The organism is Janthinobacterium algoris (assembly GCF_051380935.1).
GTDB lineage: Bacteria > Pseudomonadota > Gammaproteobacteria > Burkholderiales > Burkholderiaceae_D > Janthinobacterium.
In genome coordinates this window covers 80,356-102,310 of record NZ_JBNYXZ010000014.1, presented here as the reverse complement: position 1 = coordinate 102,310, position 21,955 = coordinate 80,356, and the positions used below count along the sequence as shown (strand labels likewise).

The following is a 21,955-nucleotide window of genomic DNA, read 5'->3' as shown; positions in this document are numbered from 1 at the left end:
AAATCAAACTCATCAACCATTTGTTCGCATAAAGAACAAATATTCGTATTTAGAACTTATTCGTGAGAATATGCCTGATCGGCGCGCTTGTCAATTTGCCGGTTTCACCAGCGCCATGGCTATAATTGCCACCTTGACCCATTGGAATCGCCATGACCGACCGCCGCAGCACGCCCCTTTCCGCCGAAGAAACCCTGGATGGCGACGGCGCGCCCCGCCCTGGCGACAGCTATGTGCAATCGTTCGCACGGGGCCTGGCCGTCTTGCGCAGCTTTGGCGCGGAGGCGCCGCAACAGACCTTGAGCGAAGTGGCGGAACGGGCGCAGCTGACGCGCGCGGGCGCGCGGCGCATCTTGCTCACCTTGTTGCATCTCGGTTATGTGGAAGCGGACGGGCGGCTGTTCCGCCTGACGCCCAAGGTGCTCGACCTCGGTTACGCCTACCTGTCGTCCTTGCCCGTGTGGACCCAGGCGCAGCCGCTGCTGGAAGCATTGATGCACACCTTGCGCCAGTCGTGCTCGGCTACAGTGCTCGACGGCGACGACATCGTGTACGTGGTGCGCCTGTCCGCGCACCGCACCATGTCGATCAACCTGGGCATCGGCAGCCGCCTGCCCGCCTACTGCACTTCGATGGGCAGAGTCTTGCTGTCGGGCCTGACGCCCGACGTGCTGCGCGAACGGCTGTCGAAGATGGCGCTGCTGAAAATCACGCCGGCGACCAAGGTCGATATCGAGGCTTTGATGGAAGAGATTGCGCAAGTGCGGCGCCAGGGCTGGTGCCTGGTGCAGGAAGAGCTGGAACAGGGCTTGATCGCCCTGGCCGCGCCCGTGTTCGACCGGGGCGGCAAGGTGGTGGCGGCGATCAATGTCAGCGGCCAGACGGCGGGGCCGTCCGTGGCGCATTTGCTGGAAGACAGCTTGCCGAAACTGCTCGATACGGCCAGCCGGGTCAGCGCCCTGGTGCGGGTGCAGCAGTAGCGCTTATTGCTTGATATATTGCTTGTTTTATTGCTTGAACTTCGCGCACGGGTCCGGACGCGACTGCGCCGGCATGGTTTGCGTCAAGTCGAACGTGCCCTTGTAGCCGCTGCCGCCCTGCTCCAGGTAGCCGATGCTGCGCACGTTCAGTTGCGGGTCGGCCAGCTTCAGCCAGCGGGGCACGCCGATATCCTTGCGCACATGCGCATTGCCAGCGATCAGCACCACATCGCGCGGCGCCTGGTCGCGGATCAGCTTGGCCATCCAGATATCGCGCGCCACCTGGGCGTTGACGACACCTTTGATCATCATCTCGGGCAGCATATTGCAGCGGGCCGCCTGGACCTCCTTCTGTTGCCCGTCCAGGATATCGGCCGGCACGGGCGCGGCCAGGTAAGTGGCCACCATGGCGGGCGGCATCGCCGATTGGATGCCGTCGCGCACGATGCGCGAGGCATCGGCCGGCGACAAATTGCCGGCGACCAGAGTCAGCTGGTAGCTGATGACGAGGTCCAGCACGGGCCGGTACAAGCTCCAGTCCCAGCGCGGCTGTTCCATCACGCGGATGATGCAGTCGGGGTCGGCGCAATCGCGCGCGGCGCGCGTCAGCAAGGCCTGGTTTTCGCGGTCGAACTGCTGCATGACAATCACGGGACGCCAGCCAGCCGCCAGGCGGCGCTGCAACTCCTCGACGCGCAGGCGCTGGCCTTGCGCATTGTCATGCACTTCACCCAGCAGCAATACTTGCGGATTGGGCAAGGTATCGGCCACGGGCGCGGGAGCGGGCGGCGCTGTCTTCTTCAGCAAGTTGCCGCAGGCAGCCAGCGCCAGCACGCTGCACAGCAGGGCGGCACGCGCGCCGGCGCGGAAAATCACGGTCTTCATGTATGCGGGTATCCAGAGTGACGATGCGCCAGATTGTACCGTCTCAGGCCGGCGCGGGTGCCTTGCGGCGCTCCAGTACTTCAAAGAGGGCCATACCGGCCAGCATCGCGCCCACAAAAATCCATGCCTTCGGCTGGCCCGCCAGCAGGGATACGAGGGCGGGACCGGGACAGAAACCGGCGATGCCCCAGCCTGCGCCAAAGGCCAGGCTGCCCAGCAGCAAACGCCGGTCGATGCGCCGCGCCGCTGGCAATTGCATGGGCTCGCCCAGCAGCGCCGTGCTGCGCCGTCCTGCCAGCCAGAACGCAGGCAGGCCCACGGCGATGGCACCGCCCATCACCAGCGCCAGCGACGGGTCCCAGGCGCCTGCCAGGTCGAGGAAACCAAGCACCTTGGCCGGGTTGCTCATGCCGGAAACGATCAGGCCCAAGCCAAAGACGAGGCCGCTTAACAGGGAAAGGAGTAGCTTGCTCATAGGCTTGCTCACAGATGGCGCAACAGATACACGGTGAGGAAACCGGCCGCCATGAAGGCCATGGTGGCCGCCAGCGAACGGGGTGACAGGCGCGACAGGCCGCACACGCCGTGGCCGCTGGTGCAGCCGGCGCCATAGCGCACGCCCACGCCCACCATCAGGCCCGCGACGATCAGGGCCGGCGTGGCCGCGTCGATCTGTACAGGCGGCAAGGCTTGCCACAGCGAATACAACAGGGGCGTGCCGATCAGGCCCGCTAGAAAAGCGATGCGCCAGCCCAGGTCGCCCTGGCGCGGGCGCAGCAGGCCGCCGAGGATGCCGCTGATGCCGGCAATGCGGCCATTGAACAGGATCAGCAGGGCAGCCGCCAGGCCGATCAGCATGCCGCCGGCCAGCGAGGCCCAGGGGGTGAAGTGTTGCCAGGCTATATTCATGGCAAGGTCAGTCCGCTTCGTCGTTGAACAGGGGGCGCGGCGCGCAAAATTGCGCGTACAACACCTGCAGCACGGCCAACACGGATGCGCTGGCGACACGGTAATAAATCTGTTTGCCGTCGCGCCGCGTGGCCACCAGCATTTCCTCGCGCAGCACGCCCAGTTGCTGCGACAGGGTCGGCTGGCCGATGCCCACCTTTTGCTCAAGGTCGCTGACGCAATGCTCGCCCTGCGAAAGCTGGCACAGCAGCATCAGGCGGTCGGCATTGCCCATGGCCTTGAGCAGCGCGCTGGCTTTGTAGGCCGAGGCGCGCATGGCATCGAGCTTGTATTCGGCGTGTTGTGTTGCAACTGTCTCCATCTTGCCCTCCCACAGGCGGTCATGTTGTGCATCGTGCGATAAACAATATACTAATCAATATATTGTTTTCCTGCTGGCGATTCGCACAAAAAAACAACAGTGTTTTTCAACGATAGCGTGCTCATGCAAAGTGTGCCGCAGCGATAGTCTTCGCACTATCAAAATGATAAATATTCGTAATTTAATGCAAATTTACGTAGCAAAATTGCCACGATTTGTGCTGTAATAAGGCCTCATCAGAAAAATCGTGATACGCCCCCGTACAGGCGCATTGTCCGTCCAGGCGCAGGCCGGTTTCGGCCGCGCCGAACGGTGAACCAAGGAGTCAAAGATGAAGATCTTTCAGCCGCTATGCGTGGCCATGCTGGCGCTGTCGGCCAGTGCATGGAGCGTGGCGGCAGTCAGCGATACGACGGTGGGCAAGCTACACGATGCCAGCGAAGCTGTGACGATCGATGAAAGCATCAGCTTGAATAACAATCCCGGCTGGGAAACGCCGGACTTGCCGTACGCGCGCCTGCTGGCCAGCAGTACCGCGATTACGGTGTCACACTGGAGCAACGGCGCACGCCATGGCACCCTGGCACCTCCCAAGCCCATCACGGCAGCGCCTGCACAGCAATCCAATGTACCTGCGCCCGTGCCAGAAGCGAGCATGGTTTCGATGTTAATGGTGGGACTGGGTTTGCTGGCCTTGAGCATGCACGGTGAAAAACAGGAAAAATTCGATAGTTGAAGCGACTTGTGCGGCGTCATGGCGCCAGCGTAAAAAATTCCGCCTTGCGCGGAATTTTTTATCTGCGCTACGACTTGTCCAGCAGACGGCAGACTCTCTCGATATTACCCACAGGAATGCCTGATTTCAGGGCGCGCGCGATGCAGCCTGCCTTGTCCGGCCCCGAGGCGGACATGAGTACGAATGCCATGCCCAGGGCGCTGACGGCGACCAGCAGGATCAGCACGCCCTTGACGATATCCCAGTTCATGGCGTCTCAGCAATGTCATACGTGAAATCATAATAATGCTTGCCGTCTTCGCTGCGGATGGCCAGGCTGCCCGACAGCCCTTGCAACTGGCCCGTCCCCGTATCGGGCACCACCGTCACCGACAAGGCGGGCGCACCGCGCGTCATGCTGCCGCTGTGCTGCAGATAAAAACTGCCGTGGCGCCCGTCCAGGGCACCCTCGACCCGTTCCAGCGCCACATAGCCTGCCGAACCGGCCACGGCAGCGCGCACGCTGAGCATCTCGCCCTGTGCGCTGGCGTCGAGAGCGCCATGGTAGCGCTTGGCTAGCGACAAGCGTCCCAACCCCGACTGCGCGGCCGTGTCCGACAAGGTTTCCGGGCTGATGGTGACGTCGAATGCGCCGGTAATGGCAGGCATCAGTACTCCTTGGAAAATGAGGATGTGGCAGCCGCATCGGGCCCGTTCAGCAGCGCATGTAATTTTTGCATGGTGGCCCAGTTGCGCGAGGTGACGCCATCACCCAGCAGTACGCCCAGCGCCGCCACCACCTTGCTGGCCAGCACGCCATCGGGACACCATGCATACGCTGCCCACCGCCCCAGCGCCAGCGCTTCCGGCTGCCACGGCCGCTGCAGTAACGGCGCCAGGCGCTGCACGTCGGCAGGATTGTTCAGCACCAGCGTCAGCAGACGGGCGGCATCGGCCGCGGGCGCCAAGGTGTTCTGCTCCATCAGTTCGGCAAACTGGCTGGCCGACAGCACCGTCACCCTGGCCGCCACGCCCAGTTTCAGTACCAGCGCTTCTTCGATGCGGGCAGCGGCCTCGGCCGGTGCCACCTTGCCCCCCTCATATACGACGTTACCGCTGTTGAGTACGGTACGTACCTGCGCAAAACCCAAGTCGCCCAGCAGCTTGCGCAGATCGGCCATGGCCACGCGCTTGGCACGGCCCACATTGATCCCGCGCAAAAACGCGACTTGCTGACTGTTTTCTAGCTGTGCCATGTCTCTTCTCCTTGCCTATGCCTGGCTGCTGGTGCTGTCAGGTAACGGCGTCACCGTGGGCAGACGCAGCAGGAATGTCGCGCCCTGCCCCAGCGTGCTGCTGACCGTGATGGTGCCGCCAAACTGCTTGGCAATCAAGTTAAACACGATATTCAAGCCCAAGCCCGTGCCGCCCTGTCCGCGCCGCGTGGTGACAAACGGGTCAAACACGCGGTCGAGCATATCGGGCGCGATGCCGCGGCCGTTGTCGCGCACCTGCATGGAGATCCACTCGCCGTCGCGGCGCACGCCGATATGGATGTTACCGGCAGTATCTGCATCGAAGGCGTGCTCGACACAGTTCAAGACCAAATTGGTCAGCACCTGCGCCAGCGCGCCCGGATAGCTGTCGAGCATGATGTCAGGCGGACAATGGATATCGATGCTGATGCGCGTCTTTTTCAAGGTCGGCTGCAGGCTCGAGACCACTTCACCGATATAGTCGCGCAATTCGAACAAACGGCGCGCCTCGCTGACCTGGTCGACGGCGATCTGCTTGAAGCTGTGGATCAGATGTGCGGCGCGGTAGGCATTGTTCATGATCAGCCGCGCACTTTCGCTGGCCGTTTCCAGGTAACGCACGATATCGGTTTTCTTCACGCTGCCGCCGGCCACCGCTGCACTGATGTGATCGGTGGCTTCCTTCAGCACCGAAGCGCTGGTCAGCGCAATGCCGACCGGGGTATTGATTTCATGCGCCACGCCCGCCACCAGGCTGCCCAGCGAGGCCAGGCGTTCCGACTGCAGCAACGATTCCTGCGCGCGGCGCAGCTCGTCCATGGCCTGCGCCGTCTCCTGCTGCGAACGGCGCGCCATGTCTTCCGCCTCGCGGCTGCCCTCGATGATGGACTTGAGCTTGCGCTGCACGGCATTGAAGCCGCGGATCACGTCGCCCAATTCGTCGCGCCGGTTTTCCGGCAACTCCTCGACCTCATCGCTGCCGCGCGTGGCCAGGTCGATCAAGCCGTCGCGCAACTGTTTCAAGGGCCCGAAGACGATGCGCAGGCTCAGCGCCAGAGCACCCACCAGGATGATGTCAAGCAGCAACACTTCCAGCACCTTGCGCCGCACTTCGCTGCGCAGGGCCGCATCGATCTGCGCACGGCTGAAATTGACGATGACCTTGCCGACGATCACCGGCTTGCCACCCGTGGCCGCCGCGACGGCGTCGCGGAACACCAGCGGCGCCTCGACGGGCATGCCGCCCATGGCCACGTCGGAGGTCAAAGGCACCAAGGTGCCGGCCGCATCGCGCACTTCGCCCGCGAACAGGCCCACGGAAGCATCGTAGACGCGGATGCCGACCAGTTCCGGCGGCAGCATTTCGGCAGCGACGATGCTGTCGACCTTGGATTTATCGAGGTCCCACAGGGCGGAAGGCAAGCTGGTCTGCAAGCGCGTCAGCACGCCGCTGCGCAGGCGCGCACTGCCCGATTCGAGTTCCTGGCTCAGTGTATATTGGGTATAGCTGCCGGAAATGCCCAACACCAAGGTGACGATCACGACAAAAAGCAGGGTCAGCCGGACTTGGATACTCACCATCGATCAACACTCCCCGGACCAGGCAGCTCGCCGGCCCGCGGTGCGGGCGCAGATACGTCAGCGGACAACAGCCTGAAGCAAATGTACGGTATGACATGCTTATTGGCAAGATTTACAGCAGCCCCGTTTTCCAGCGTGGTCTTGATACAGGTTGAGACATTGCGTCATGGCAATGGTAATATCCCGCAATCATCTAAGGAGTCGTCATGGCGGTCATGCATCAACATCTACCCCTTGAACAAGTGCGTCCTGGCATGGTCTTGTCGGATGTCTTGCTCGACGCGCATGGACAAGTGCTGTTGCCGCAAGGCGCGGTACTGACGGAAAACATGCTGGCCCTGATGCCGCGCCACGGCATCGACATGCTGCCGATCCAGGCGCCGCCGCCCTCGCCGGAAGCAATCGCCGCACAGCAAGCGGCCCACAGCGCGCGGCTAGCCCATCTGTTCCGCAAGCATGATCCGGACGATCCCGAGGACGCGGCCACCACCTTGCTGCGCAGCTATGTCATGCAATACCGCCTGGGTACGGGAGACGCGACATGAGCACCCAGTTGACCCTAGACGATATCGTCGCCCACCTTGATAACCTGCCCTCGCTGCCCGCCGTCGTGATGGAGTTACTCAACAGCATCGACCAGGAAGACGTCGATATTTCCGTGCTGGCCAAAAAAGTGTCGTACGACCAGGCGCTGACGGCGAAAACCTTGCGCCTGGCCAACTCTTCCCAATATGGCCTGCAAGTGAAGGCCACCACCATCCAGCAGGCGATTACCTACCTGGGCTTCCAGACCACGCGCAGCCTGATCACGTCCGCCGCCATCACGGGTTGCTTCCCGGAAGGACGCTGTCCCGGCTTCGACGACAAGGCTTTCTGGCGCCATTCGGTGGCGACGGCCGCCTGCGCCAAGGTGCTGGCGCGGCAGATCCGCTTTAACCAGGATTACGCCTTTACGGCCGGCTTGCTGCATAACATCGGCCGTCTGGTGCTGGTCAGCAGTTTTCCCGCGCACTACGCCCAAGTCATCGCGCACCAGGCAACGCACGATAGCAGCCTGCTCGAAGCGGAGCGGGCCGTGCTGGGCGTGGACCATGTGCAGGCAGGCGTGGCACTGGCCGAGCACTGGAATTTTTCCGACACCATGCACCTGGCACTGGCCAACTACCTGCAGCCGGAAGCGCCGGGGGCCGGCTTCCTGGCAGCGCTGATCCACGTGGCCAATGCTATCGTCTGCGCGCTCGACCTGGCGCAAGCGGGCGACGACATGGTGCCGCGCGTCTCGCCGGTGGCCTGGGATGCGCTGGGCCTGGGCGAAGACACGTATCTGCAACTGTTCCGTGAAACGGAGCTGCGCTACGACGAAATCACCTCGGCACTGCTGAGCTAACCGCCGCGCCAAATGCCAACGGCTCTCGCCGCGAAGCGAAAGCCGTTATGGGTACTGCGGTATATCCATCTTACCCGGTCCATGCTGCCCGGTCCGCGCCAGCCTGTTGCCGCCAGCAGCTACGCAAGCGGCACAGTCAGCGCGCAACCACATCAGTGCGCGTAATTCGATTCTTGCGCATCGCCGCGGTCTTCCGCTTTTGGACGACCCTGGGCGTCGGACAGACGATACTTGGTGCGGCGGTCGCCCATCAAGTCGCGCAGGTCACGGATGCTCATGCCCGTCACTTCGTGCATGCGGATCAACAGCGAGGCGCCGACCGGCAAGCGGTGGTGGCGGATCTTGCTGATGACGGGTGGCGCCACTTCAAGCAGGCGCGACAGGGCTGCGTCGTTTTTCAGCTGCATCTTGCTCAGCAGAATATCCAGCAGGTGATTCGGGTTGTAACTCTCTTGCGATGCTAATGCATGATGTGCCATGATTTTTCCTCGTCTGGTGAATGTAGAAAATAATGCCGATACGAACTTAAGGCTGGCTTAGAGTGTTTAAATAAACGTCTTCCCATCCGATTCAGCCTCCCCTCCTTCTTCCCTCCTTCTCGCACTGCCTGCACAGGACTCGCACAGCCACGTTCAGCCAACGTGTGCAGCATGCCGCGTGAGTAAAACACGTGCAATTCACTAAAATGAATTGCATATAAGACAATATACTAGCCCAAACAGGCCGCATCTGCGCCTCGCGCAAACTTCCTGATTGTTAAATATCAATCAAGCTGCTGGTTGGCTTGGAAACGATGCTATTTCAACACATTAGGATGCCAGCGGGCGCGCACAAGGCTTTGCAGCAACTTGTTACAAATCAATGGTGTCGCACGGCAATAAATGCTTTTCAGCATCGTCATGTCGTGCGCCGTATTCACGCTGCAATCTGGTCGGCAAGATCAGCGCGCCATGGCCCGTCCCGGCGATTTACGCTAAACTATGGCTTGAACTTGCAGCGAGCCTGCCACCGGGCAGCCAGAGGCGCCCGGCCGGTCATCCACCGTCCCCACCCTGGGCGGCGCACGGCGCAAGCCCCCTTGTCGCCACACTTATTTGCCCCATTTTTTGCCCCATTTTTTGCCCCATTTATTTGCCGCCACATTTACCGATAAGCACCCGACTCCATGCAGAAAAAAGTATTCATTAAAACCTTCGGCTGCCAGATGAACGAGTACGACTCAGACAAGATGGCCGACGTGCTGGGCGCCTCCGACGGCCTGGTGCGTACCGACACGCCGGAAGATGCCGATGTGATCCTGCTCAACACCTGCTCCGTGCGCGAAAAGGCGCAGGAAAAGGTGTTTTCCGACCTGGGCCGTCTGCGCGAGCTGAAACTGGCCAAGCCGCACCTCTTGATCGGTGTGGGCGGCTGCGTGGCCTCGCAGGAAGGCGACGCCATCGTCAAGCGCGCGCCGTATGTCGACATGGTCTTCGGCCCGCAAACCCTGCACCGCCTGCCGCAGATGATAGCCCTGCGTCGCTCCAGCGGCGCCTCGCAGGTCGACATCAGCTTCCCGGAAATCGAAAAGTTCGACCACATGCCGCCGGCCAAAGTGGACGGCGCTTCGGCGTTTGTCTCCATCATGGAAGGCTGCAGCAAATATTGCAGCTACTGCGTCGTGCCCTACACGCGCGGCGAAGAAGTGTCGCGCCGCTTCGAGGACGTGCTGAAGGAAGTGGCGGGACTGGCCGCCCAGGGCGTCAAGGAAATCACCCTGCTGGGCCAAAATGTGAACGCCTACCGCGGCGCGATGGAAGGGGGAGAGATCGCCGACTTCGCCCTGCTGCTCGAGTACGTGGCCGACATTCCCGGCATCGCCCGCATGCGCTTCGTCACCAGCCACCCGAAGGAATTCACGCAGCGCCTGATCGACGCCTATGCCAAGATCCCGCAACTGGTCGACCATTTGTACCTGCCGGCGCAGCACGGTTCCGACAAGATCCTCGGCGCCATGAAGCGCGGCTACACGGGCCTCGAATACAAGTCCATCATCCGCCGCATCCGCGCCGTGCGCCCGAACATGGCCATTTCCTCGGACTTCATCGTCGGTTTCCCTGGCGAGACCCAGGCCGACTTCGACGCCATGATGAAGCTGATCGCCGACGTCGGTTTCGACAACAGCTACAGCTTCATCTTCAGCAAGCGCCCCGGCACGCCGGCTGCCAGCCTGGAAGACGACACGCCGCATGACGTCAAGCTGGCCCGTTTGCAGCAGCTGCAGGCGGCCATCGACGCCAACACGCGCAAGTACAGCCTGGCCATGGTGGGCAGCGTGCAAACCATCCTCGTCGAAGGCCGCTCGAAGAAAGATACGATTGATCGCGAGCTGCAAGGCCGCACGGAAAACAACCGCGTGGTCAATTTCGACGCCGGCCCGGACGCGCTGCAGCTGGTCGGCCAACTGGTCGACGTGCGCATCACCGAAAGCCATTCCTACACCCTGCGCGGCGAACTTGTCGCCAGCGCACCCGCATTGAAAAGAGCCAGTTGAAAACCAAAGCCCCGATACAGCCGCATTACTTCATCCCCGAGCCGCTGGACAACACGCGCCTGGCGCATCTGTGCGGGCCGCTCGATGAAAACCTGCGCCAGATTTCCGCCGCTCTCGACGTGACGATCTTCCGCCGCGGCGAGAAATTCATCGTTGGCGGCAGCAATGCCGTACGCGCCGTGGAAATTCTCGAACAGTTCTACGCCATCGCCAACAAGGTCGTGCCGCTGGAAGAAGTGCAGCTGGCCCTGGTGGAACAGCGCGCAGGGCTGTCCGCCGCCTCGGAACACCATACCAACGCGCCCATCAGCACCTTCGTCGAGCCGGACATCGCCAGCCCCGTGCTGAAAACCCGGCGCAGCGACCTGCGCGGGCGCACGCCGCACCAGATCGCCTACCTGCGCGACATCCTCGAACACGACATCAGCTTCGGCGTGGGTCCGGCCGGCACGGGCAAGACTTACCTGGCCGTCGCCTGCGCCGTCGACGCGCTCGAACGCGACGCCGTCAAGCGCATCATCCTGACGCGCCCCGCCGTCGAAGCGGGCGAACGCCTGGGCTTTTTGCCGGGCGACCTGGCGCAAAAGGTCGACCCTTACCTGCGTCCCCTGTACGACGCACTGTACGATTTGCTGGGCTTTGACCGCACGCAAAAACTGTTTGAAAAACAGGTGATCGAGATCGCCCCGCTGGCCTATATGCGCGGGCGCACCCTTAACCATGCCTTCGTCATCCTCGATGAAGCGCAAAACACCACCGTCGAGCAGATGAAGATGTTTTTGACGCGCATCGGCTTTGGCAGCAAGGCCGTGGTGACGGGCGACGTGACGCAAGTCGACCTGCACAAGAGCCAGACAAGCGGTCTGATCGACGCCGTACACGTGCTGAAAGATGTGCGCGGCATCGGCTTTACGCAATTTAACAGTAGCGACGTGGTGCGCCATCCGCTCGTCGCCCGCATCGTCGATGCCTATGAAACGGCGCAGGCGGCCGGCGCCAACGCCGCCCAGTTACTCCCCTTATTGAAACCAGCTGCCGCCAAAAATGTCCGAAAAAAATAAACTCTCGCTGTCCGTGCAATACCCGGACACCCGCCTGGAAACCCTGATCACGCGCCCGAAAGTGCGCCGCTGGGTCAAGGCGGCTCTGTTCGCGCCGGCCGAATTCACCATCCGCTTCGTCGATGCGGAAGAAGGCCGTACCTTGAACCGCGACTACCGCGAAAAGGATTACGCCACCAACGTGCTGACCTTTGCCTACAACGAAGGCGAAGAACTCGGTGACGACGAGCCCACGCGCGCCGACATCATCCTGTGCACGGACGTGCTGGAAAAGGAAGCGCAAGAGCAAAAGAAAAGCGTGGAAGAGCATACGGCCCATTTGATCGTGCACGGCGTGCTGCATGCGCAGGGCTACGACCACATGGATGACGAGGAAGCCACCGAGATGGAGGGCCTGGAAACGGACATCCTCGCGAAACTCGGCATCACAGACCCGTACCAGGAGTGCGCGCCATGAGCACCTGGGCACTGGATGCCTTCGGCAACGACTACGCCATGGATTGGGCGCAGGATTTGCACGAATATAAAACCCTGGAACTGGTCGAGACGACGCTCGACAACGTCATCGACAGCCAGGCAGCGGAACTGGAAGCGCCGTTTGCCGCCGAAGCGCTGGCCGCGCTGGAAGTAATCGCGCGCCTGCTGGGCAAACCGGGCGAGGACGACCCGGCCACCGCCGAAGTGGACGCATGGGTCGCTGCCTGCAAGAAGAAAGTCACGCCGCCGTTGCTGGAAAAAGCACGCCTGGCACTGGACAAGATCGTGGCGGAAACGTCGGAACTGCGCCAGCTATGGCAGGACAGCGAGCATTTCGCCGACTGGCAGGCGGACGTGGCAGCCTTGCGCGCACGCGTGCTGGGCCAGGACGCCTGAAACGTCGGGCAACGGCACACTTCAACGTATTAAATTTGCATCAAAAGCGGGGAAATCCGGTATTGGCCCACTTTTGGTGTATCCTATATCCCTTCGCAACAACGGCTCACGCCTCCTATGCCCGAGCACCCTAGTGGCGTCAGAACTGACGTCAAGCCCCACCGGTCACTGTTTGAACGCCTGACCGCACTCATCTCCCCCGAGCCAGAGAACCGTGCAGAATTGCTCGAAGTTCTACACGATGCGCATGAACGCAAGCTGATCGACGCCGACGCCCTGTCGATGATCGAAGGCGTGTTCCAGGTATCGGATCTCTGTGCGCGCGACATCATGATTCCCCGTTCGCAAATGGATGTCATCGACATCAGCAAGCCGATCGAGGAATGGATGCCGGAAGTCCTGTCCACCGCCCACTCGCGCTTCCCCGCGATCGAAGGCGAGCGCGACAAGGTCATCGGTATCCTGCTGGCGAAAGATTTGCTGCGTTATTACGCAGAAGAAACTTTCGACGTGCGCGACATGCTGCGCCCCGCCATCTTCATTCCCGAATCGAAACGCCTGAATGTGCTGCTGCGCGATTTCCGCGCCAACCACAATCACATGGCCATCGTCGTCGATGAATACAGCGGCGTCGCCGGCCTGATCACCATCGAAGACGTGCTGGAACAGATCGTCGGCGATATCGAGGACGAATACGACTTCGATGAAGCCGAGGACAATATCCTGTCGCTCAAGGAAGGCCAGTTCGGCCCCCGCTGGCGCGTCAAGGCGCTGACCGAGATCGAACAGTTCAACGAAGAAGTGGGTAGCCACCTGGTGGACGACGACGTCGACACCATCGGCGGTCTGGTCTCGAAGTACCTGGGCCGCATGGCGCACAAGGGCGATATTTTCGACCTGGGCAATTTGCGCTTCGAGGTGCTGCGCGCCGACGCGCGCCAGGTGCACGTGCTGCTCGTCGAGCGCCTGCCCAACGTGCCGGAACTGGAACTCTGACATGCGCGTGCTGTAAATGCGTTTCAGACGCTTGGATCCCAACGCCCCCGCCAAACCGCCCCGCAGCACGTGGGCGCGCATGCTGACTGCCGCCATCGCCGGCGCCGTCGCGGTGCTGGCGTTCGCCCCTTTCGGTTACTGGCCGCTGCAAATCCTCAGCCTGGGCGTACTGTTCTACCAGGTGCTGCGCGCGGCGAACGTCAAGGCCGGCACGCTGATCGGCTGGGCCTACGGTTTTGGCTGGTGCGCGGCCGGCACGCACTGGCTGTACATTTCCATGCACCGTTATGGCGACATGGCCGCGCCGCTGGCGGCCATCGCCGTGGCCCTGCTGGCACTCTTGATGGCCATTTACGTGGCCCTGGCCATGGGCGCGGCCGCCTGGCTGCGCCAGCGCTGGGTACTCTCGCTGCCGACGATGACGCTGTTGATCTTACCTTCCCTGTGGACCCTGTTCGAATGGACGCGCGGCTGGCTGTTTACGGGTTTCCCGTGGCTGGCCACCGGCTACGCCCACAATACCAGCCCGCTGGGCGGCTTTGCCCCCATCGTCGGCGCATATGGCCTGGGCTGGCTGGCGGCGCTATCGGCCGGTGCCCTGCTCTTGCTAGTCCACCCCCTGCACCGCACGCGCTGGAGCGCGCTGGGCGGCGTCATCGCCCTGTACGCGGCAGGCTATAGCTTGCAATACATAAACTGGACCCATCCGGTCGGACGCCCGATCACGGTACGCCTGTTGCAAGGCAATGTGCCGCAGCAGCAGAAATTTGACCCCGGCTTCGTGCTGGGCGCCCTGCAAATGTACCAGAGCGCCATCACCAGCGCGCCGGCCGACCTGATCGCCACGCCGGAAACGGCTGTCACCGTACTGCCGCACCAGCTGCCGCCCGGCTATCTGGATAGCTTGGCGACTTATTCGCAGCAGACGGGCAGCACGATTTTGCTCGGTATGCCCGTGCTCGACGAACAGCAGCGCTTCTACAATGCGGCCCTGGGCATCACGCCCAACAGCGCAGCTGGCCCCTACTACCAGTACCGCAAGCACCACCTGGTGCCATTCGGCGAATTTGTGCCGCCCGGCCTGCACTGGTTTGTCGCCATGATGGCCATCCCGCTGGGCGACATGGGCCGCGGCGCCGACGTGCAAGCGCCGCTCCAGGTGCGCGACCAGTTGGTGCTGCCGAATATCTGCTACGAAGACTTGTTTGGTGAAGAAATCGCGGGCCAGCTGGCCAGCGCCCACCGCAATGGCAAGCAGTCGGCCTCGGTGCTGCTGAATATCTCCAACCTGGCCTGGTTTGGCGATTCGATCGCCATCCCGCAGCATCTGCAGATTTCGCAGATGCGCAGCCTGGAAACGGGCCGCCCGATGCTGCGCTCGACGAATACGGGCGCCACCGCCGTCATCGACGGCAAAGGCGTGGTGCAAAGCCTGCTGCCGCCGGAACAGCAAGCCACGCTGGCAGCCAAGGTGCAAGGCATGGGCGGCATGACGCCGTACATTTTGTATGGCAATAAACTGGTGCTGGCCCTGGCCACACTGGCCCTGCTGGCGGCCTTCCTGCTGTCGCGCGCCGCGCGCCGTGGCGGCGCCGCGCAGCAATAAGCGGCCGATATTGCCCGAAGAGTCACAGTGGGCCCGTAAAAACCGCTAAAATTAGCAAAACTCCGGCCCGGACGCGCTTGATTAACTGCGTCCGGGCTTCAAGCAACCCCTTACAGCGCGCAGCCTCCCGCGCGGCGAACTCATACGATGCTCACATTTCAACAAATTATCCTGACCTTGCAAACCTATTGGGACAAGCAAGGTTGCGCCCTGCTCCAGCCTTACGACATGGAAGTCGGCGCCGGCACCTTCCACACCGGCACCTTCCTGCGCGCTATCGGCCCGGAACCCTGGCGCGCCGCGTATGTGCAACCGTCGCGCCGCCCGAAAGATGGCCGCTATGGCGAAAACCCGAACCGCATGCAGCACTACTACCAGTATCAGGTGGTGCTCAAGCCCGCGCCGGAAAACATCCTCGACCTGTATCTGGGTTCGCTGGTCGCACTGGGCCTGGACCTGCAACAGAATGACGTGCGCTTCGTCGAAGACGACTGGGAAAGCCCGACTCTGGGCGCCTGGGGCCTGGGCTGGGAAGTCTGGCTGAATGGCATGGAAGTGACCCAATTTACCTACTTCCAGCAAGTGGGCGGCCTCGATTGCAAGCCCGTGCTGGGCGAGATCACCTACGGCATCGAACGCCTGGCCATGTATCTGCAAGGCGTGGAAAACGTGTATGACCTTGTGTGGACCGAGTGGGAAGAAAACGGCGTGACCAAAAAACTGACCTACGGCGACGTCTTCCACCAGAACGAGGTGGAGCAATCGACCTACAACTTCGAGCACGCGAATACAGACCTGCTGTTCGAACAGTTCAGCAACTACGAAGCGGAAGCCAAGCGCCTGATCGAGCTGCAACTGACCCTGCCCGCCTACGAGAAAATCATGAAGGCCTCGCACAGCTTCAATATGCTGGACGCGCGTGGCGCCATCTCGGTGACGGAACGCGCCGCCTATATCGGCCGTGTGCGCACCCTGTCGCGCCTGGTGGCGCAAGCGTATTACGACTCGCGTGAGCGCCTCGGTTTCCCGATGCTGCCCGCCGCAGACCAACCCGCCGCCGCTTAACTTCGAGCCTCCATCATTCGAGCCTCTACACCGCCGTACCAGACAAGAACACCATGAACCAAACACTGCTCATCGAACTGCTGACCGAAGAACTGCCGCCGAAAGCGCTGGCCAAACTGGGCGCGGCCTTTACCGCCGGCATCGTCAACGGCCTCAAGGCGCGCGATTTCCTGGAAGCCGACAGCGTCGCCACCAGCTATGCCTCGCCGCGCCGCCTGGCCGTCTCCATCACCAACGTGCGCGAAGTCTCGCCCGATAAATCCATTCGTGAAAAAGTCCTGCCCGTCTCCGTGGCGCTGGACGCGAACGGCAACGGCACGCCGCCGCTGGCCAAGAAACTGGCGGCGCTGGGCTTCCCCGAGCTGACGGTGGCCGACCTGGAACGCGCCGCCGATGGCAAGGCCGAAAGCTTCTTCTACACCTACACGGCCCCTGGCAGCCAGCTCGCCACCGGCGCGCAGGCGGCCCTGAGCGAATCGGCCGCCAAGCTGCCGATTCCAAAACTGATGAGCTATCAGCGCCCGGATGGCACGACCGTGCAATTCGTGCGCCCTGCCCACAGCCTGATCGCACTGCATGGCATCAACGTGCTGCCTTTGACCCTGCTGGGCCTTAGCGCCGGCCGCACCACCCTGGGCCACCGCTTCCTGACCGACGGCAAGGCTATCACCATCGCGCACGCGGAAAACTATGCGCCGTCCCTGATCCTCAACGCCAGCGTCATCGCCAGCAACGAGGAGCGCAAGGAACGCATCCGCGCCCAACTGCTGGACAAGGCCGGTGCCGACCAGGTGCTGATGCCAGAAGCACTGCTCGACGAAGTCACGGCCCTGGTCGAATGGCCGGTCGTGTATGAGTGCCACTTCGAGGAAGAATTCCTGGCCGTGCCGCAGGAATGCCTGATCCTCACCATGCAGACAAACCAGAAATACTTCGCGCTGACCGACAGTGAAGGAAAGCTGCGCTCGCGCTTCCTGATCGTCTCGAACATCGAAACGGACACGCCCGAACACATCATAGGCGGCAACGAGCGCGTCGTGCGTCCGCGCCTGTCGGACGCCAAGTTCTTCTTCGAGCAAGACAAGAAGAAAACGCTGGCATCGCGTTTGCCGCTGCTGGCCAACGTCGTCTACCACAACAAACTGGGGACGCAAGCCGCCCGCACAGAGCGCGTCAAGTCGCTGGCCGGCGCCATCGCCGCCAAATTGGGCTACGACGCGGCCCTGGCCGAACGCGGCGCCCTGCTGGCCAAGGCCGATCTGCTGACCGACATGGTGGGCGAATTCCCGGAACTACAAGGCATCATGGGCACGTACTACGCGCGCCATGACGGCGAGCAGGAAGAAGTGGCGCTGGCCGCCTCCGAGCATTACCAGCCGCGCTTTGCCGGCGACAGCCTGCCATCGACCGCCACCGGCACCGCCGTGGCCCTGGCCGACAAGCTCGAAACCCTGGTCGGCATCTGGGCTATCGGCCTGGCACCCACGGGCGACAAGGACCCGTTCGCGCTGCGCCGCCACGCCCTGGGCGTGCTGCGCATGCTGCTGGAAAAGCGCTTGCCCCTGTCGATCCAGAGCTTGCTGGGCGACGCCGCTGCGCAATTTGCCGCCATCCCCGGTTTCAAGGACCCTGTGGCGGACGTCACCACTTTCATGCTGGACCGCCTGCGCGGCATTTTGCGCGAACGCGGTTTCTCGCCGAATGAAATCGAAGCCGTCGTGGCGCAAAATCCGGACCGCCTGGACGACATCGTTCAGCGCCTGGAAGCCGTGCAGGCGTTTGCCGCCCTGCCGGAAAGCGCCTCGCTGGCCGCCGCCAACAAGCGCATCACGAACATCCTGAAAAAGAACGAGGAAGCGCTCAAGCTGGTTGCCGACAATGGCGTCAACGTGGCCCTGCTGCAGGACGAAGCGGAGAAAAAACTCGCCGCCGCCGTCTCGCGCGTGCAGCCGGAAGTCGACGCGGCCTTCGCCAAAGGCGACTTCACCAGCACCCTGCAAACGCTGGCGCAGCTGCGCGACGACGTCGATGGCTTCTTCAACGACGTGATGGTGATGGCCGAAGATGTCGCCCTGCGCAACAACCGCCTGGCCTTGCTGTCGTCGCTGCACGGCATGATGAACCGCGTGGCCGACATTTCCAAGCTGGCGGCATAATGGGCACTCCGGTGCTGAAACTGATTATTCTCGACCGCGACGGCGTCATTAATCATGACTCGCCGGACTTCATCAAGTCGCCTGCCGAATGGCTGCCGATTCCCGGTTCGCTCGAAGCGATAGCCCGCCTGAACCAGGCCGGCTATCGCGTCGTCGTCGCCTCGAACCAGTCGGGCATCGCGCGCGAGTACTTCGACATGACGGTGCTGAACGCGATCCACCAGAAGATGCATACCCTGGCGCAGCAGGTGGGCGCCGATATCGACGCCATCTTCTTTTGCCCGCACGCGGGCGCGGACAATTGCGACTGCCGCAAGCCGAAACCGGGCATGTTCCATGAAATCTCGAAGCGCTACAACACTAACCTGAAAGGCGTGCCCACCGTTGGTGATTCGCTGCGCGACCTGCAGGCAGGTTTCATCAGCGGCTGCGTGCCCTACCTGGTCCTGACGGGCAAGGGTGAAAAAACCAACGAAACGGGTGGCCTGCCGCCTGGCAGCCAGGTCTTCCCCGACCTGGCCGCCGTGGTCAGCCACCTGCTCAAGGCGCCAGCGGCGCCAGCGCCCACCGTGGCATTCAGTATCTAATTTTCGGAGAACCGCATTGCGTAATATTTCCCTGTTCCTGCGATCCCTGCTGTTCATGACCATCATGATCGTGGCCACCATCGTCTGGGCCTGCGTGTGCTTTTTTGCCGCGCCATTGAGCTACAACAAGCGCTATTGGGTCACCTCGCGCTGGAACGTGTTTATCCTGTGGTGCGCCAAGGTCATTTGCGGCATCCGCTATGAAGTCAAGGGCGCCGAGAACTTCCCGGATGCGCCGGCCATCGTGCTGTCGAAGCACCAGTCGGCATGGGAAACCATCTTTTTGCTGCCCAGCCTTCCACGCCCGCTCGTGTATGTGTTCAAGAAGGAGATTTTGTACATCCCGTTTTTCGGCTGGGCCATGGCGTTGCTGCGCATGATCCCCATCGACCGCAAGCAGGGCAAGCATGCCTTCAAAAGCGTGGTCGCGCATGGCAAACGCCGCCTGGCCGACGGCCAATGGATTATCATGTTCCCCGAAGGTACCCGCATTCCGGTGGGCCAGGCCGGCAAGTACAAGAGCGGCGGCACGCGCCTGGCAATCGCCACGGGCGCCGTGGTGGTGCCGATTGCGCATAATTCAGGCGAATGCTGGCCCAAGCAGTCATTCCTCAAACGCCCGGGACTGATCACCGTCTCGATAGGCAAACCGATTTCGCCGGAAGGGCAAACCCCGGACAGCATGATGCAACAGGTGGAAAATTGGATAGAATCAGAAATGCGCGTCATTTCGCCTCACGCCTACAACGCTGGCTAGACGGCATCAGCGCGGTCATCCAGGAGCCGACTCTGCGCCAGCAGATGAAGACCATCAAGGTCGGCGACCAGCAACTGGACCTGTTCGCGCACGACGTCTCGACCAGCACGCCCCCGGCGGTGCGCCCCACGGCACCGCCAGCGCCGCCCGTGGCACCACCGCTAGTGGCACCCGCGCCCCCCATCGTTCGTCCTGCCCCGCCTCCCCTGCCGTCCCCGCCACGCACCGCCGATGGCCCGCCATTGCGCCAGCTTCAGCTGGGCAGCCACCTCGTCGAATTCGCCCTGCGCCGCTCAACGCGCCGCTCCATCGGCTTCATGATCGACGATAACGGCTTGCGCGTCACGGCACCCAAGCGCGTCACCCTGGCCGAAATCGACAACGCCATCCGCGCCAAGCAAGGCTGGATCGTCTCGAAACTGCTGGAGCGGGGCGAGCGCAAGGTACAGCGCCAGCAGCGCCCGCCCGTGGCATGGGTCGATGGCGCCGTGCTGCCGTATCTTGGTGGCGAAATCATTTTGCGACTGCACCAGGCGCCGCGCCACCGCGCCAGCTTCCAGCGCGAGACGAATGAACTGCACGTATGGGTCACGCCCGCGGGCAGCGAACAACAGTTGAAGGAAAAAGTGAAAGGCTGGTTCCAGCATGAAGCGCGCCAGCTGTTCGAGGCGCGGCTGGACCTGTATGCGGACAAGCTGGGTGTGCGCTACGATTCATTATCGCTATCCTCGGCCGGCACGCGATGGGGCAGCTGCACCATCGAGCGCAAGATCCGCCTGAACTGGCGCCTGATCCACTTCGCCCTGCCGCTGATCGACTACGTGGTGGCGCATGAACTGTCGCACCTGCTGGAAATGAACCACAGCCCCCGCTTCTGGGCCACCGTGGAATCGATCTATCCCGATTACGATGGCGCCAAGCAGGCGCTGAGAAAACGCTCGCAGGAACTCCCCGTCTTGTTCAATTAAACGGGCAGCAGGGTCTTGATGGCCGCAATCGTGCGCGGCGTGGCGCCCCGGTGCTGCGCCGCGAAGGCCAGCGCCTTTTGTCCCATAGCCGCCAGGCGCGCGGGATCCTGCAGCAAGGCCGACGCCTGCGCCATCAGCGCGTCGGCGTCCGCCACCAGCGCGGCGCCGCCGGCGGCAATCGCCTGTTCGGTCACCAGCGCAAAATTGAAAGTGTGGGGGCCGATCAGCACGGGTTTGCCCAGTGCCGCCGGTTCGATCAGGTTTTGCCCGCCCAGCGGCAGCAGGCTGCCGCCGACGAAAGCGCAATCGCAGGCCGCGTAATATGCAAACATCTCGCCCATGGTATCGCCCAGCAGCACCTGCGTGCCCGCAGCAACGGCGTCGTCCTGCGCCAGGCCGGACCTGCGCTGCACGGCCAGGCCGTGCGTCAGCACCAGTTTTTCCACCTCGTCGAAGCGCTGCGGATGGCGCGGCACGATCAGCAGCAGCACGTTGGCGGGCAGGCTGGCGCGGGTAAAGGCATCAAGAATCAATGGCTCTTCGCCTTCGCGCGTGCTGGCGCACAGCAGCACGGGGCGTGTGCCGATGGCGCCGCGCAGCCAGGAACCCGTCGCCAGGGCCGCCTCGGGCACGACGACGTCGAACTTGATGCTGCCCGTGACGACCACCTCCTGCACGCCCAGCTGGCGCACGCGATCGGCGTCGTCCTGCGTCTGCGCCGCCACCAGGGTGATGCCGCGCGCCGCATCGGCGATGAGTTTACCCAGGCGCTGCGCCTTGCCCAGCGAGCGCTGCGACAGGCGCGCGTTGGCCAGCACCACGGGCACGCCGTGGCGATTGCATTGGTGGATCAAATTCGGCCACACTTCCGTCTCCATCAGGATGCAGATGCGCGGCGCAAAGTGACGGATGAAACTGGCCGGCATGGCGCCCGTGTCGTACGGCAGGTAGCTTTGTACCAGGCGCGCGCCGTGCTTGGCGAACAGGGTTTTACCGGTCGCACGTCCCGTGGGCGTCATGTGCGTGAGGACGATGCGGCAAACGGGCCATGCGGCCAGCAGCGCATCGATCAGCGGCTCGGCCGCGCGCGTCTCGCCGACGGAGACGGCGTGCAGCCAGATGGTATCCGCAGGTGTCGGCTGGCGCCCGTAGCAGCCCAGGCGCTCGCCCCAATGCTGGCGATAGCCGGGTTCCTGGCGTCCGCGCAGCCATAGCCGCGCCAGCACCAGGGGCAAGGCCAGCCACCAGGCAAGGGTATAAAGAAGTCGCATGATAGGTA

25 protein-coding genes are annotated in these 21,955 nt (G+C 62.6%); 15 read left to right on the top strand and 10 right to left on the bottom strand.

Going from position 1 to position 21,955, the window contains the following annotated elements:
• Positions 1-152 precede the first annotated feature (152 nt).
• Positions 153-980 (top strand): IclR family transcriptional regulator domain-containing protein, encoded by an 828-nt coding sequence (locus tag ACQ4W7_RS20320; protein WP_436532793.1) that lies wholly within the window; start codon positions 153-155, stop codon positions 978-980.
• A 27-nt stretch (positions 981-1,007) separates the two neighbouring features.
• Here the strand turns inward: ACQ4W7_RS20320 and ACQ4W7_RS20315 are convergent, their stop codons facing one another.
• From ACQ4W7_RS20315 to ACQ4W7_RS20300, 4 genes are read right to left on the bottom strand one after another with little or no spacing between them, the layout of a single operon-like run.
• Positions 1,008-1,865: a ChaN family lipoprotein gene (locus ACQ4W7_RS20315; protein ID WP_426072094.1), complete on the bottom strand. Its 858-nt coding sequence runs from the start codon at positions 1,863-1,865 to the stop codon at positions 1,008-1,010.
• Between the two features lie 43 nt (positions 1,866-1,908).
• Positions 1,909-2,340 (bottom strand): DUF6691 family protein, encoded by a 432-nt coding sequence (locus ACQ4W7_RS20310; RefSeq protein ID WP_426072093.1) that lies wholly within the window; start codon positions 2,338-2,340, stop codon positions 1,909-1,911.
• Between the two features lie 8 nt (positions 2,341-2,348).
• A complete protein-coding gene (locus ACQ4W7_RS20305; RefSeq protein WP_436532790.1) occupies positions 2,349-2,774 on the bottom strand; it encodes a YeeE/YedE family protein in 426 nt (141 codons plus the stop codon).
• 7 nt (positions 2,775-2,781) lie between these two features.
• On the bottom strand, positions 2,782-3,135 hold the full coding sequence (locus ACQ4W7_RS20300; RefSeq protein ID WP_426072091.1) for an ArsR/SmtB family transcription factor: 354 nt from the start codon (positions 3,133-3,135) through the stop codon (positions 2,782-2,784).
• Positions 3,136-3,466: 331 nt separating this feature from the next.
• Between ACQ4W7_RS20300 and ACQ4W7_RS20295 the strand changes: the two genes are divergently transcribed.
• The gene (locus ACQ4W7_RS20295; RefSeq protein ID WP_436532788.1) at positions 3,467-3,871 is read left to right on the top strand and encodes a hypothetical protein; all 405 of its coding nucleotides are present in this window, start codon (positions 3,467-3,469) and stop codon (positions 3,869-3,871) included.
• 67 nt (positions 3,872-3,938) lie between these two features.
• Here ACQ4W7_RS20295 and ACQ4W7_RS20290 read toward each other — a convergent pair whose 3' ends face one another.
• From ACQ4W7_RS20290 to ACQ4W7_RS20275, 4 genes are read right to left on the bottom strand one after another with little or no spacing between them, the layout of a single operon-like run.
• The gene (locus ACQ4W7_RS20290) at positions 3,939-4,121 is read right to left on the bottom strand and encodes a hypothetical protein (RefSeq protein WP_436532786.1); all 183 of its coding nucleotides are present in this window, start codon (positions 4,119-4,121) and stop codon (positions 3,939-3,941) included.
• Positions 4,118-4,519, bottom strand: coding sequence for a DUF3224 domain-containing protein (locus ACQ4W7_RS20285; RefSeq protein WP_436532784.1), 402 nt, complete (start codon positions 4,517-4,519; stop codon positions 4,118-4,120). The genes ACQ4W7_RS20290 and ACQ4W7_RS20285 overlap by 4 nt, the downstream gene beginning before the upstream one ends.
• Entirely contained in the window at positions 4,519-5,106 is a 588-nt protein-coding gene (locus ACQ4W7_RS20280) for a DUF1697 domain-containing protein (protein ID WP_426072088.1), read from the bottom strand. The genes ACQ4W7_RS20285 and ACQ4W7_RS20280 overlap by 1 nt, the downstream gene beginning before the upstream one ends.
• Before the next feature lie 15 nt (positions 5,107-5,121).
• The gene (locus tag ACQ4W7_RS20275; RefSeq protein WP_426072087.1) at positions 5,122-6,687 is read right to left on the bottom strand and encodes a sensor histidine kinase; all 1,566 of its coding nucleotides are present in this window, start codon (positions 6,685-6,687) and stop codon (positions 5,122-5,124) included.
• 206 nt (positions 6,688-6,893) lie between these two features.
• Between ACQ4W7_RS20275 and ACQ4W7_RS20270 the strand changes: the two genes are divergently transcribed.
• Together ACQ4W7_RS20270 and ACQ4W7_RS20265 are read left to right on the top strand one after the other, a co-directional pair.
• The gene (locus tag ACQ4W7_RS20270) at positions 6,894-7,232 is read left to right on the top strand and encodes a hypothetical protein (RefSeq protein ID WP_426072086.1); all 339 of its coding nucleotides are present in this window, start codon (positions 6,894-6,896) and stop codon (positions 7,230-7,232) included.
• Positions 7,229-8,074: an HDOD domain-containing protein gene (locus ACQ4W7_RS20265; RefSeq protein ID WP_426072085.1), complete on the top strand. Its 846-nt coding sequence runs from the start codon at positions 7,229-7,231 to the stop codon at positions 8,072-8,074. The genes ACQ4W7_RS20270 and ACQ4W7_RS20265 overlap by 4 nt, the downstream gene beginning before the upstream one ends.
• A 152-nt stretch (positions 8,075-8,226) precedes the next feature.
• On the opposite strand, the gene ACQ4W7_RS20260 is transcribed toward ACQ4W7_RS20265, so the two are convergent.
• Positions 8,227-8,553, bottom strand: a complete 327-nt coding sequence (locus ACQ4W7_RS20260) for a hypothetical protein (protein ID WP_034746769.1) — start codon at positions 8,551-8,553, stop codon at positions 8,227-8,229.
• A 686-nt stretch (positions 8,554-9,239) separates the two neighbouring features.
• Between ACQ4W7_RS20260 and miaB the strand changes: the two genes are divergently transcribed.
• From miaB to ACQ4W7_RS20205, 11 genes are all read left to right on the top strand, one after another.
• The gene (gene miaB / locus ACQ4W7_RS20255) at positions 9,240-10,607 is read left to right on the top strand and encodes a tRNA (N6-isopentenyl adenosine(37)-C2)-methylthiotransferase MiaB (RefSeq protein ID WP_436532780.1); all 1,368 of its coding nucleotides are present in this window, start codon (positions 9,240-9,242) and stop codon (positions 10,605-10,607) included.
• Positions 10,604-11,668: a PhoH family protein gene (locus ACQ4W7_RS20250; RefSeq protein WP_426072083.1), complete on the top strand. Its 1,065-nt coding sequence runs from the start codon at positions 10,604-10,606 to the stop codon at positions 11,666-11,668. Before miaB ends, ACQ4W7_RS20250 begins: the two co-directional genes overlap by 4 nt.
• The gene (gene ybeY / locus ACQ4W7_RS20245; RefSeq protein ID WP_436532778.1) at positions 11,652-12,125 is read left to right on the top strand and encodes an rRNA maturation RNase YbeY; all 474 of its coding nucleotides are present in this window, start codon (positions 11,652-11,654) and stop codon (positions 12,123-12,125) included. Before ACQ4W7_RS20250 ends, ybeY begins: the two co-directional genes overlap by 17 nt.
• Complete coding sequence (locus ACQ4W7_RS20240) at positions 12,122-12,541, top strand: DUF4259 domain-containing protein (RefSeq protein ID WP_436532776.1); 420 nt, start codon at positions 12,122-12,124, stop codon at positions 12,539-12,541. The genes ybeY and ACQ4W7_RS20240 overlap by 4 nt, the downstream gene beginning before the upstream one ends.
• Before the next feature lie 117 nt (positions 12,542-12,658).
• Positions 12,659-13,537 (top strand): CorC family transporter, encoded by an 879-nt coding sequence (locus ACQ4W7_RS20235; RefSeq protein WP_034746750.1) that lies wholly within the window; start codon positions 12,659-12,661, stop codon positions 13,535-13,537.
• A gap of 79 nt (positions 13,538-13,616) precedes the next feature.
• Positions 13,617-15,143, top strand: coding sequence for an apolipoprotein N-acyltransferase (gene lnt / locus ACQ4W7_RS20230; RefSeq protein WP_436532774.1), 1,527 nt, complete (start codon positions 13,617-13,619; stop codon positions 15,141-15,143).
• A 147-nt stretch (positions 15,144-15,290) separates the two neighbouring features.
• Positions 15,291-16,208 carry a glycine--tRNA ligase subunit alpha gene (gene glyQ, locus ACQ4W7_RS20225; RefSeq protein WP_426072079.1) on the top strand — a complete coding sequence of 306 codons (918 nt, stop codon included), beginning with the start codon at positions 15,291-15,293 and terminating at the stop codon, positions 16,206-16,208.
• A 53-nt stretch (positions 16,209-16,261) separates the two neighbouring features.
• The gene (gene glyS / locus ACQ4W7_RS20220; protein WP_436532771.1) at positions 16,262-18,364 is read left to right on the top strand and encodes a glycine--tRNA ligase subunit beta; all 2,103 of its coding nucleotides are present in this window, start codon (positions 16,262-16,264) and stop codon (positions 18,362-18,364) included.
• Positions 18,364-18,951 (top strand): D-glycero-beta-D-manno-heptose 1,7-bisphosphate 7-phosphatase, encoded by a 588-nt coding sequence (gmhB, locus tag ACQ4W7_RS20215; RefSeq protein WP_436532769.1) that lies wholly within the window; start codon positions 18,364-18,366, stop codon positions 18,949-18,951. Before glyS ends, gmhB begins: the two co-directional genes overlap by 1 nt.
• A gap of 16 nt (positions 18,952-18,967) precedes the next feature.
• Entirely contained in the window at positions 18,968-19,708 is a 741-nt protein-coding gene (locus tag ACQ4W7_RS20210) for a lysophospholipid acyltransferase family protein (protein ID WP_100874414.1), read from the top strand.
• Positions 19,709-19,752: 44 nt separating this feature from the next.
• On the top strand, positions 19,753-20,676 hold the full coding sequence (locus ACQ4W7_RS20205) for a M48 family metallopeptidase (RefSeq protein ID WP_436532899.1): 924 nt from the start codon (positions 19,753-19,755) through the stop codon (positions 20,674-20,676).
• Here the strand turns inward: ACQ4W7_RS20205 and waaA are convergent.
• Positions 20,673-21,947 (bottom strand): lipid IV(A) 3-deoxy-D-manno-octulosonic acid transferase, encoded by a 1,275-nt coding sequence (waaA, locus tag ACQ4W7_RS20200; RefSeq protein WP_436532767.1) that lies wholly within the window; start codon positions 21,945-21,947, stop codon positions 20,673-20,675. The genes ACQ4W7_RS20205 and waaA overlap by 4 nt on opposite strands.
• Positions 21,948-21,955 lie beyond the last annotated feature (8 nt).

Bases quoted from the DNA above. Each gene is read 5' to 3' on its own strand.
- ACQ4W7_RS20320 (WP_436532793.1), top strand. From the start codon at position 153: ATGACCGACCGCCGCAGCACGCCCCTTTCCGCCGAAGAAACCCTGGAT.
- ACQ4W7_RS20315 (WP_426072094.1), bottom strand. From the start codon at position 1,865: ATGAAGACCGTGATTTTCCGCGCCGGCGCGCGTGCCGCCCTGCTGTGC.
- ACQ4W7_RS20310 (WP_426072093.1), bottom strand. From the start codon at position 2,340: ATGAGCAAGCTACTCCTTTCCCTGTTAAGCGGCCTCGTCTTTGGCTTG.
- ACQ4W7_RS20305 (WP_436532790.1), bottom strand. From the start codon at position 2,774: ATGAATATAGCCTGGCAACACTTCACCCCCTGGGCCTCGCTGGCCGGC.
- ACQ4W7_RS20300 (WP_426072091.1), bottom strand. From the start codon at position 3,135: ATGGAGACAGTTGCAACACAACACGCCGAATACAAGCTCGATGCCATG.
- ACQ4W7_RS20295 (WP_436532788.1), top strand. From the start codon at position 3,467: ATGAAGATCTTTCAGCCGCTATGCGTGGCCATGCTGGCGCTGTCGGCC.
- ACQ4W7_RS20290 (WP_436532786.1), bottom strand. From the start codon at position 4,121: ATGAACTGGGATATCGTCAAGGGCGTGCTGATCCTGCTGGTCGCCGTC.
- ACQ4W7_RS20285 (WP_436532784.1), bottom strand. From the start codon at position 4,519: ATGCCTGCCATTACCGGCGCATTCGACGTCACCATCAGCCCGGAAACC.
- ACQ4W7_RS20280 (WP_426072088.1), bottom strand. From the start codon at position 5,106: ATGGCACAGCTAGAAAACAGTCAGCAAGTCGCGTTTTTGCGCGGGATC.
- ACQ4W7_RS20275 (WP_426072087.1), bottom strand. From the start codon at position 6,687: ATGGTGAGTATCCAAGTCCGGCTGACCCTGCTTTTTGTCGTGATCGTC.
- ACQ4W7_RS20270 (WP_426072086.1), top strand. From the start codon at position 6,894: ATGGCGGTCATGCATCAACATCTACCCCTTGAACAAGTGCGTCCTGGC.
- ACQ4W7_RS20265 (WP_426072085.1), top strand. From the start codon at position 7,229: ATGAGCACCCAGTTGACCCTAGACGATATCGTCGCCCACCTTGATAAC.
- ACQ4W7_RS20260 (WP_034746769.1), bottom strand. From the start codon at position 8,553: ATGGCACATCATGCATTAGCATCGCAAGAGAGTTACAACCCGAATCAC.
- miaB (WP_436532780.1), top strand. From the start codon at position 9,240: ATGCAGAAAAAAGTATTCATTAAAACCTTCGGCTGCCAGATGAACGAG.
- ybeY (WP_436532778.1), top strand. From the start codon at position 11,652: ATGTCCGAAAAAAATAAACTCTCGCTGTCCGTGCAATACCCGGACACC.
- ACQ4W7_RS20240 (WP_436532776.1), top strand. From the start codon at position 12,122: ATGAGCACCTGGGCACTGGATGCCTTCGGCAACGACTACGCCATGGAT.
- ACQ4W7_RS20235 (WP_034746750.1), top strand. From the start codon at position 12,659: ATGCCCGAGCACCCTAGTGGCGTCAGAACTGACGTCAAGCCCCACCGG.
- lnt (WP_436532774.1), top strand. From the start codon at position 13,617: ATGCTGACTGCCGCCATCGCCGGCGCCGTCGCGGTGCTGGCGTTCGCC.
- glyQ (WP_426072079.1), top strand. From the start codon at position 15,291: ATGCTCACATTTCAACAAATTATCCTGACCTTGCAAACCTATTGGGAC.
- glyS (WP_436532771.1), top strand. From the start codon at position 16,262: ATGAACCAAACACTGCTCATCGAACTGCTGACCGAAGAACTGCCGCCG.
- gmhB (WP_436532769.1), top strand. From the start codon at position 18,364: ATGGGCACTCCGGTGCTGAAACTGATTATTCTCGACCGCGACGGCGTC.
- ACQ4W7_RS20205 (WP_436532899.1), top strand. From the start codon at position 19,753: ATGAAGACCATCAAGGTCGGCGACCAGCAACTGGACCTGTTCGCGCAC.
- waaA (WP_436532767.1), bottom strand. From the start codon at position 21,947: ATGCGACTTCTTTATACCCTTGCCTGGTGGCTGGCCTTGCCCCTGGTG.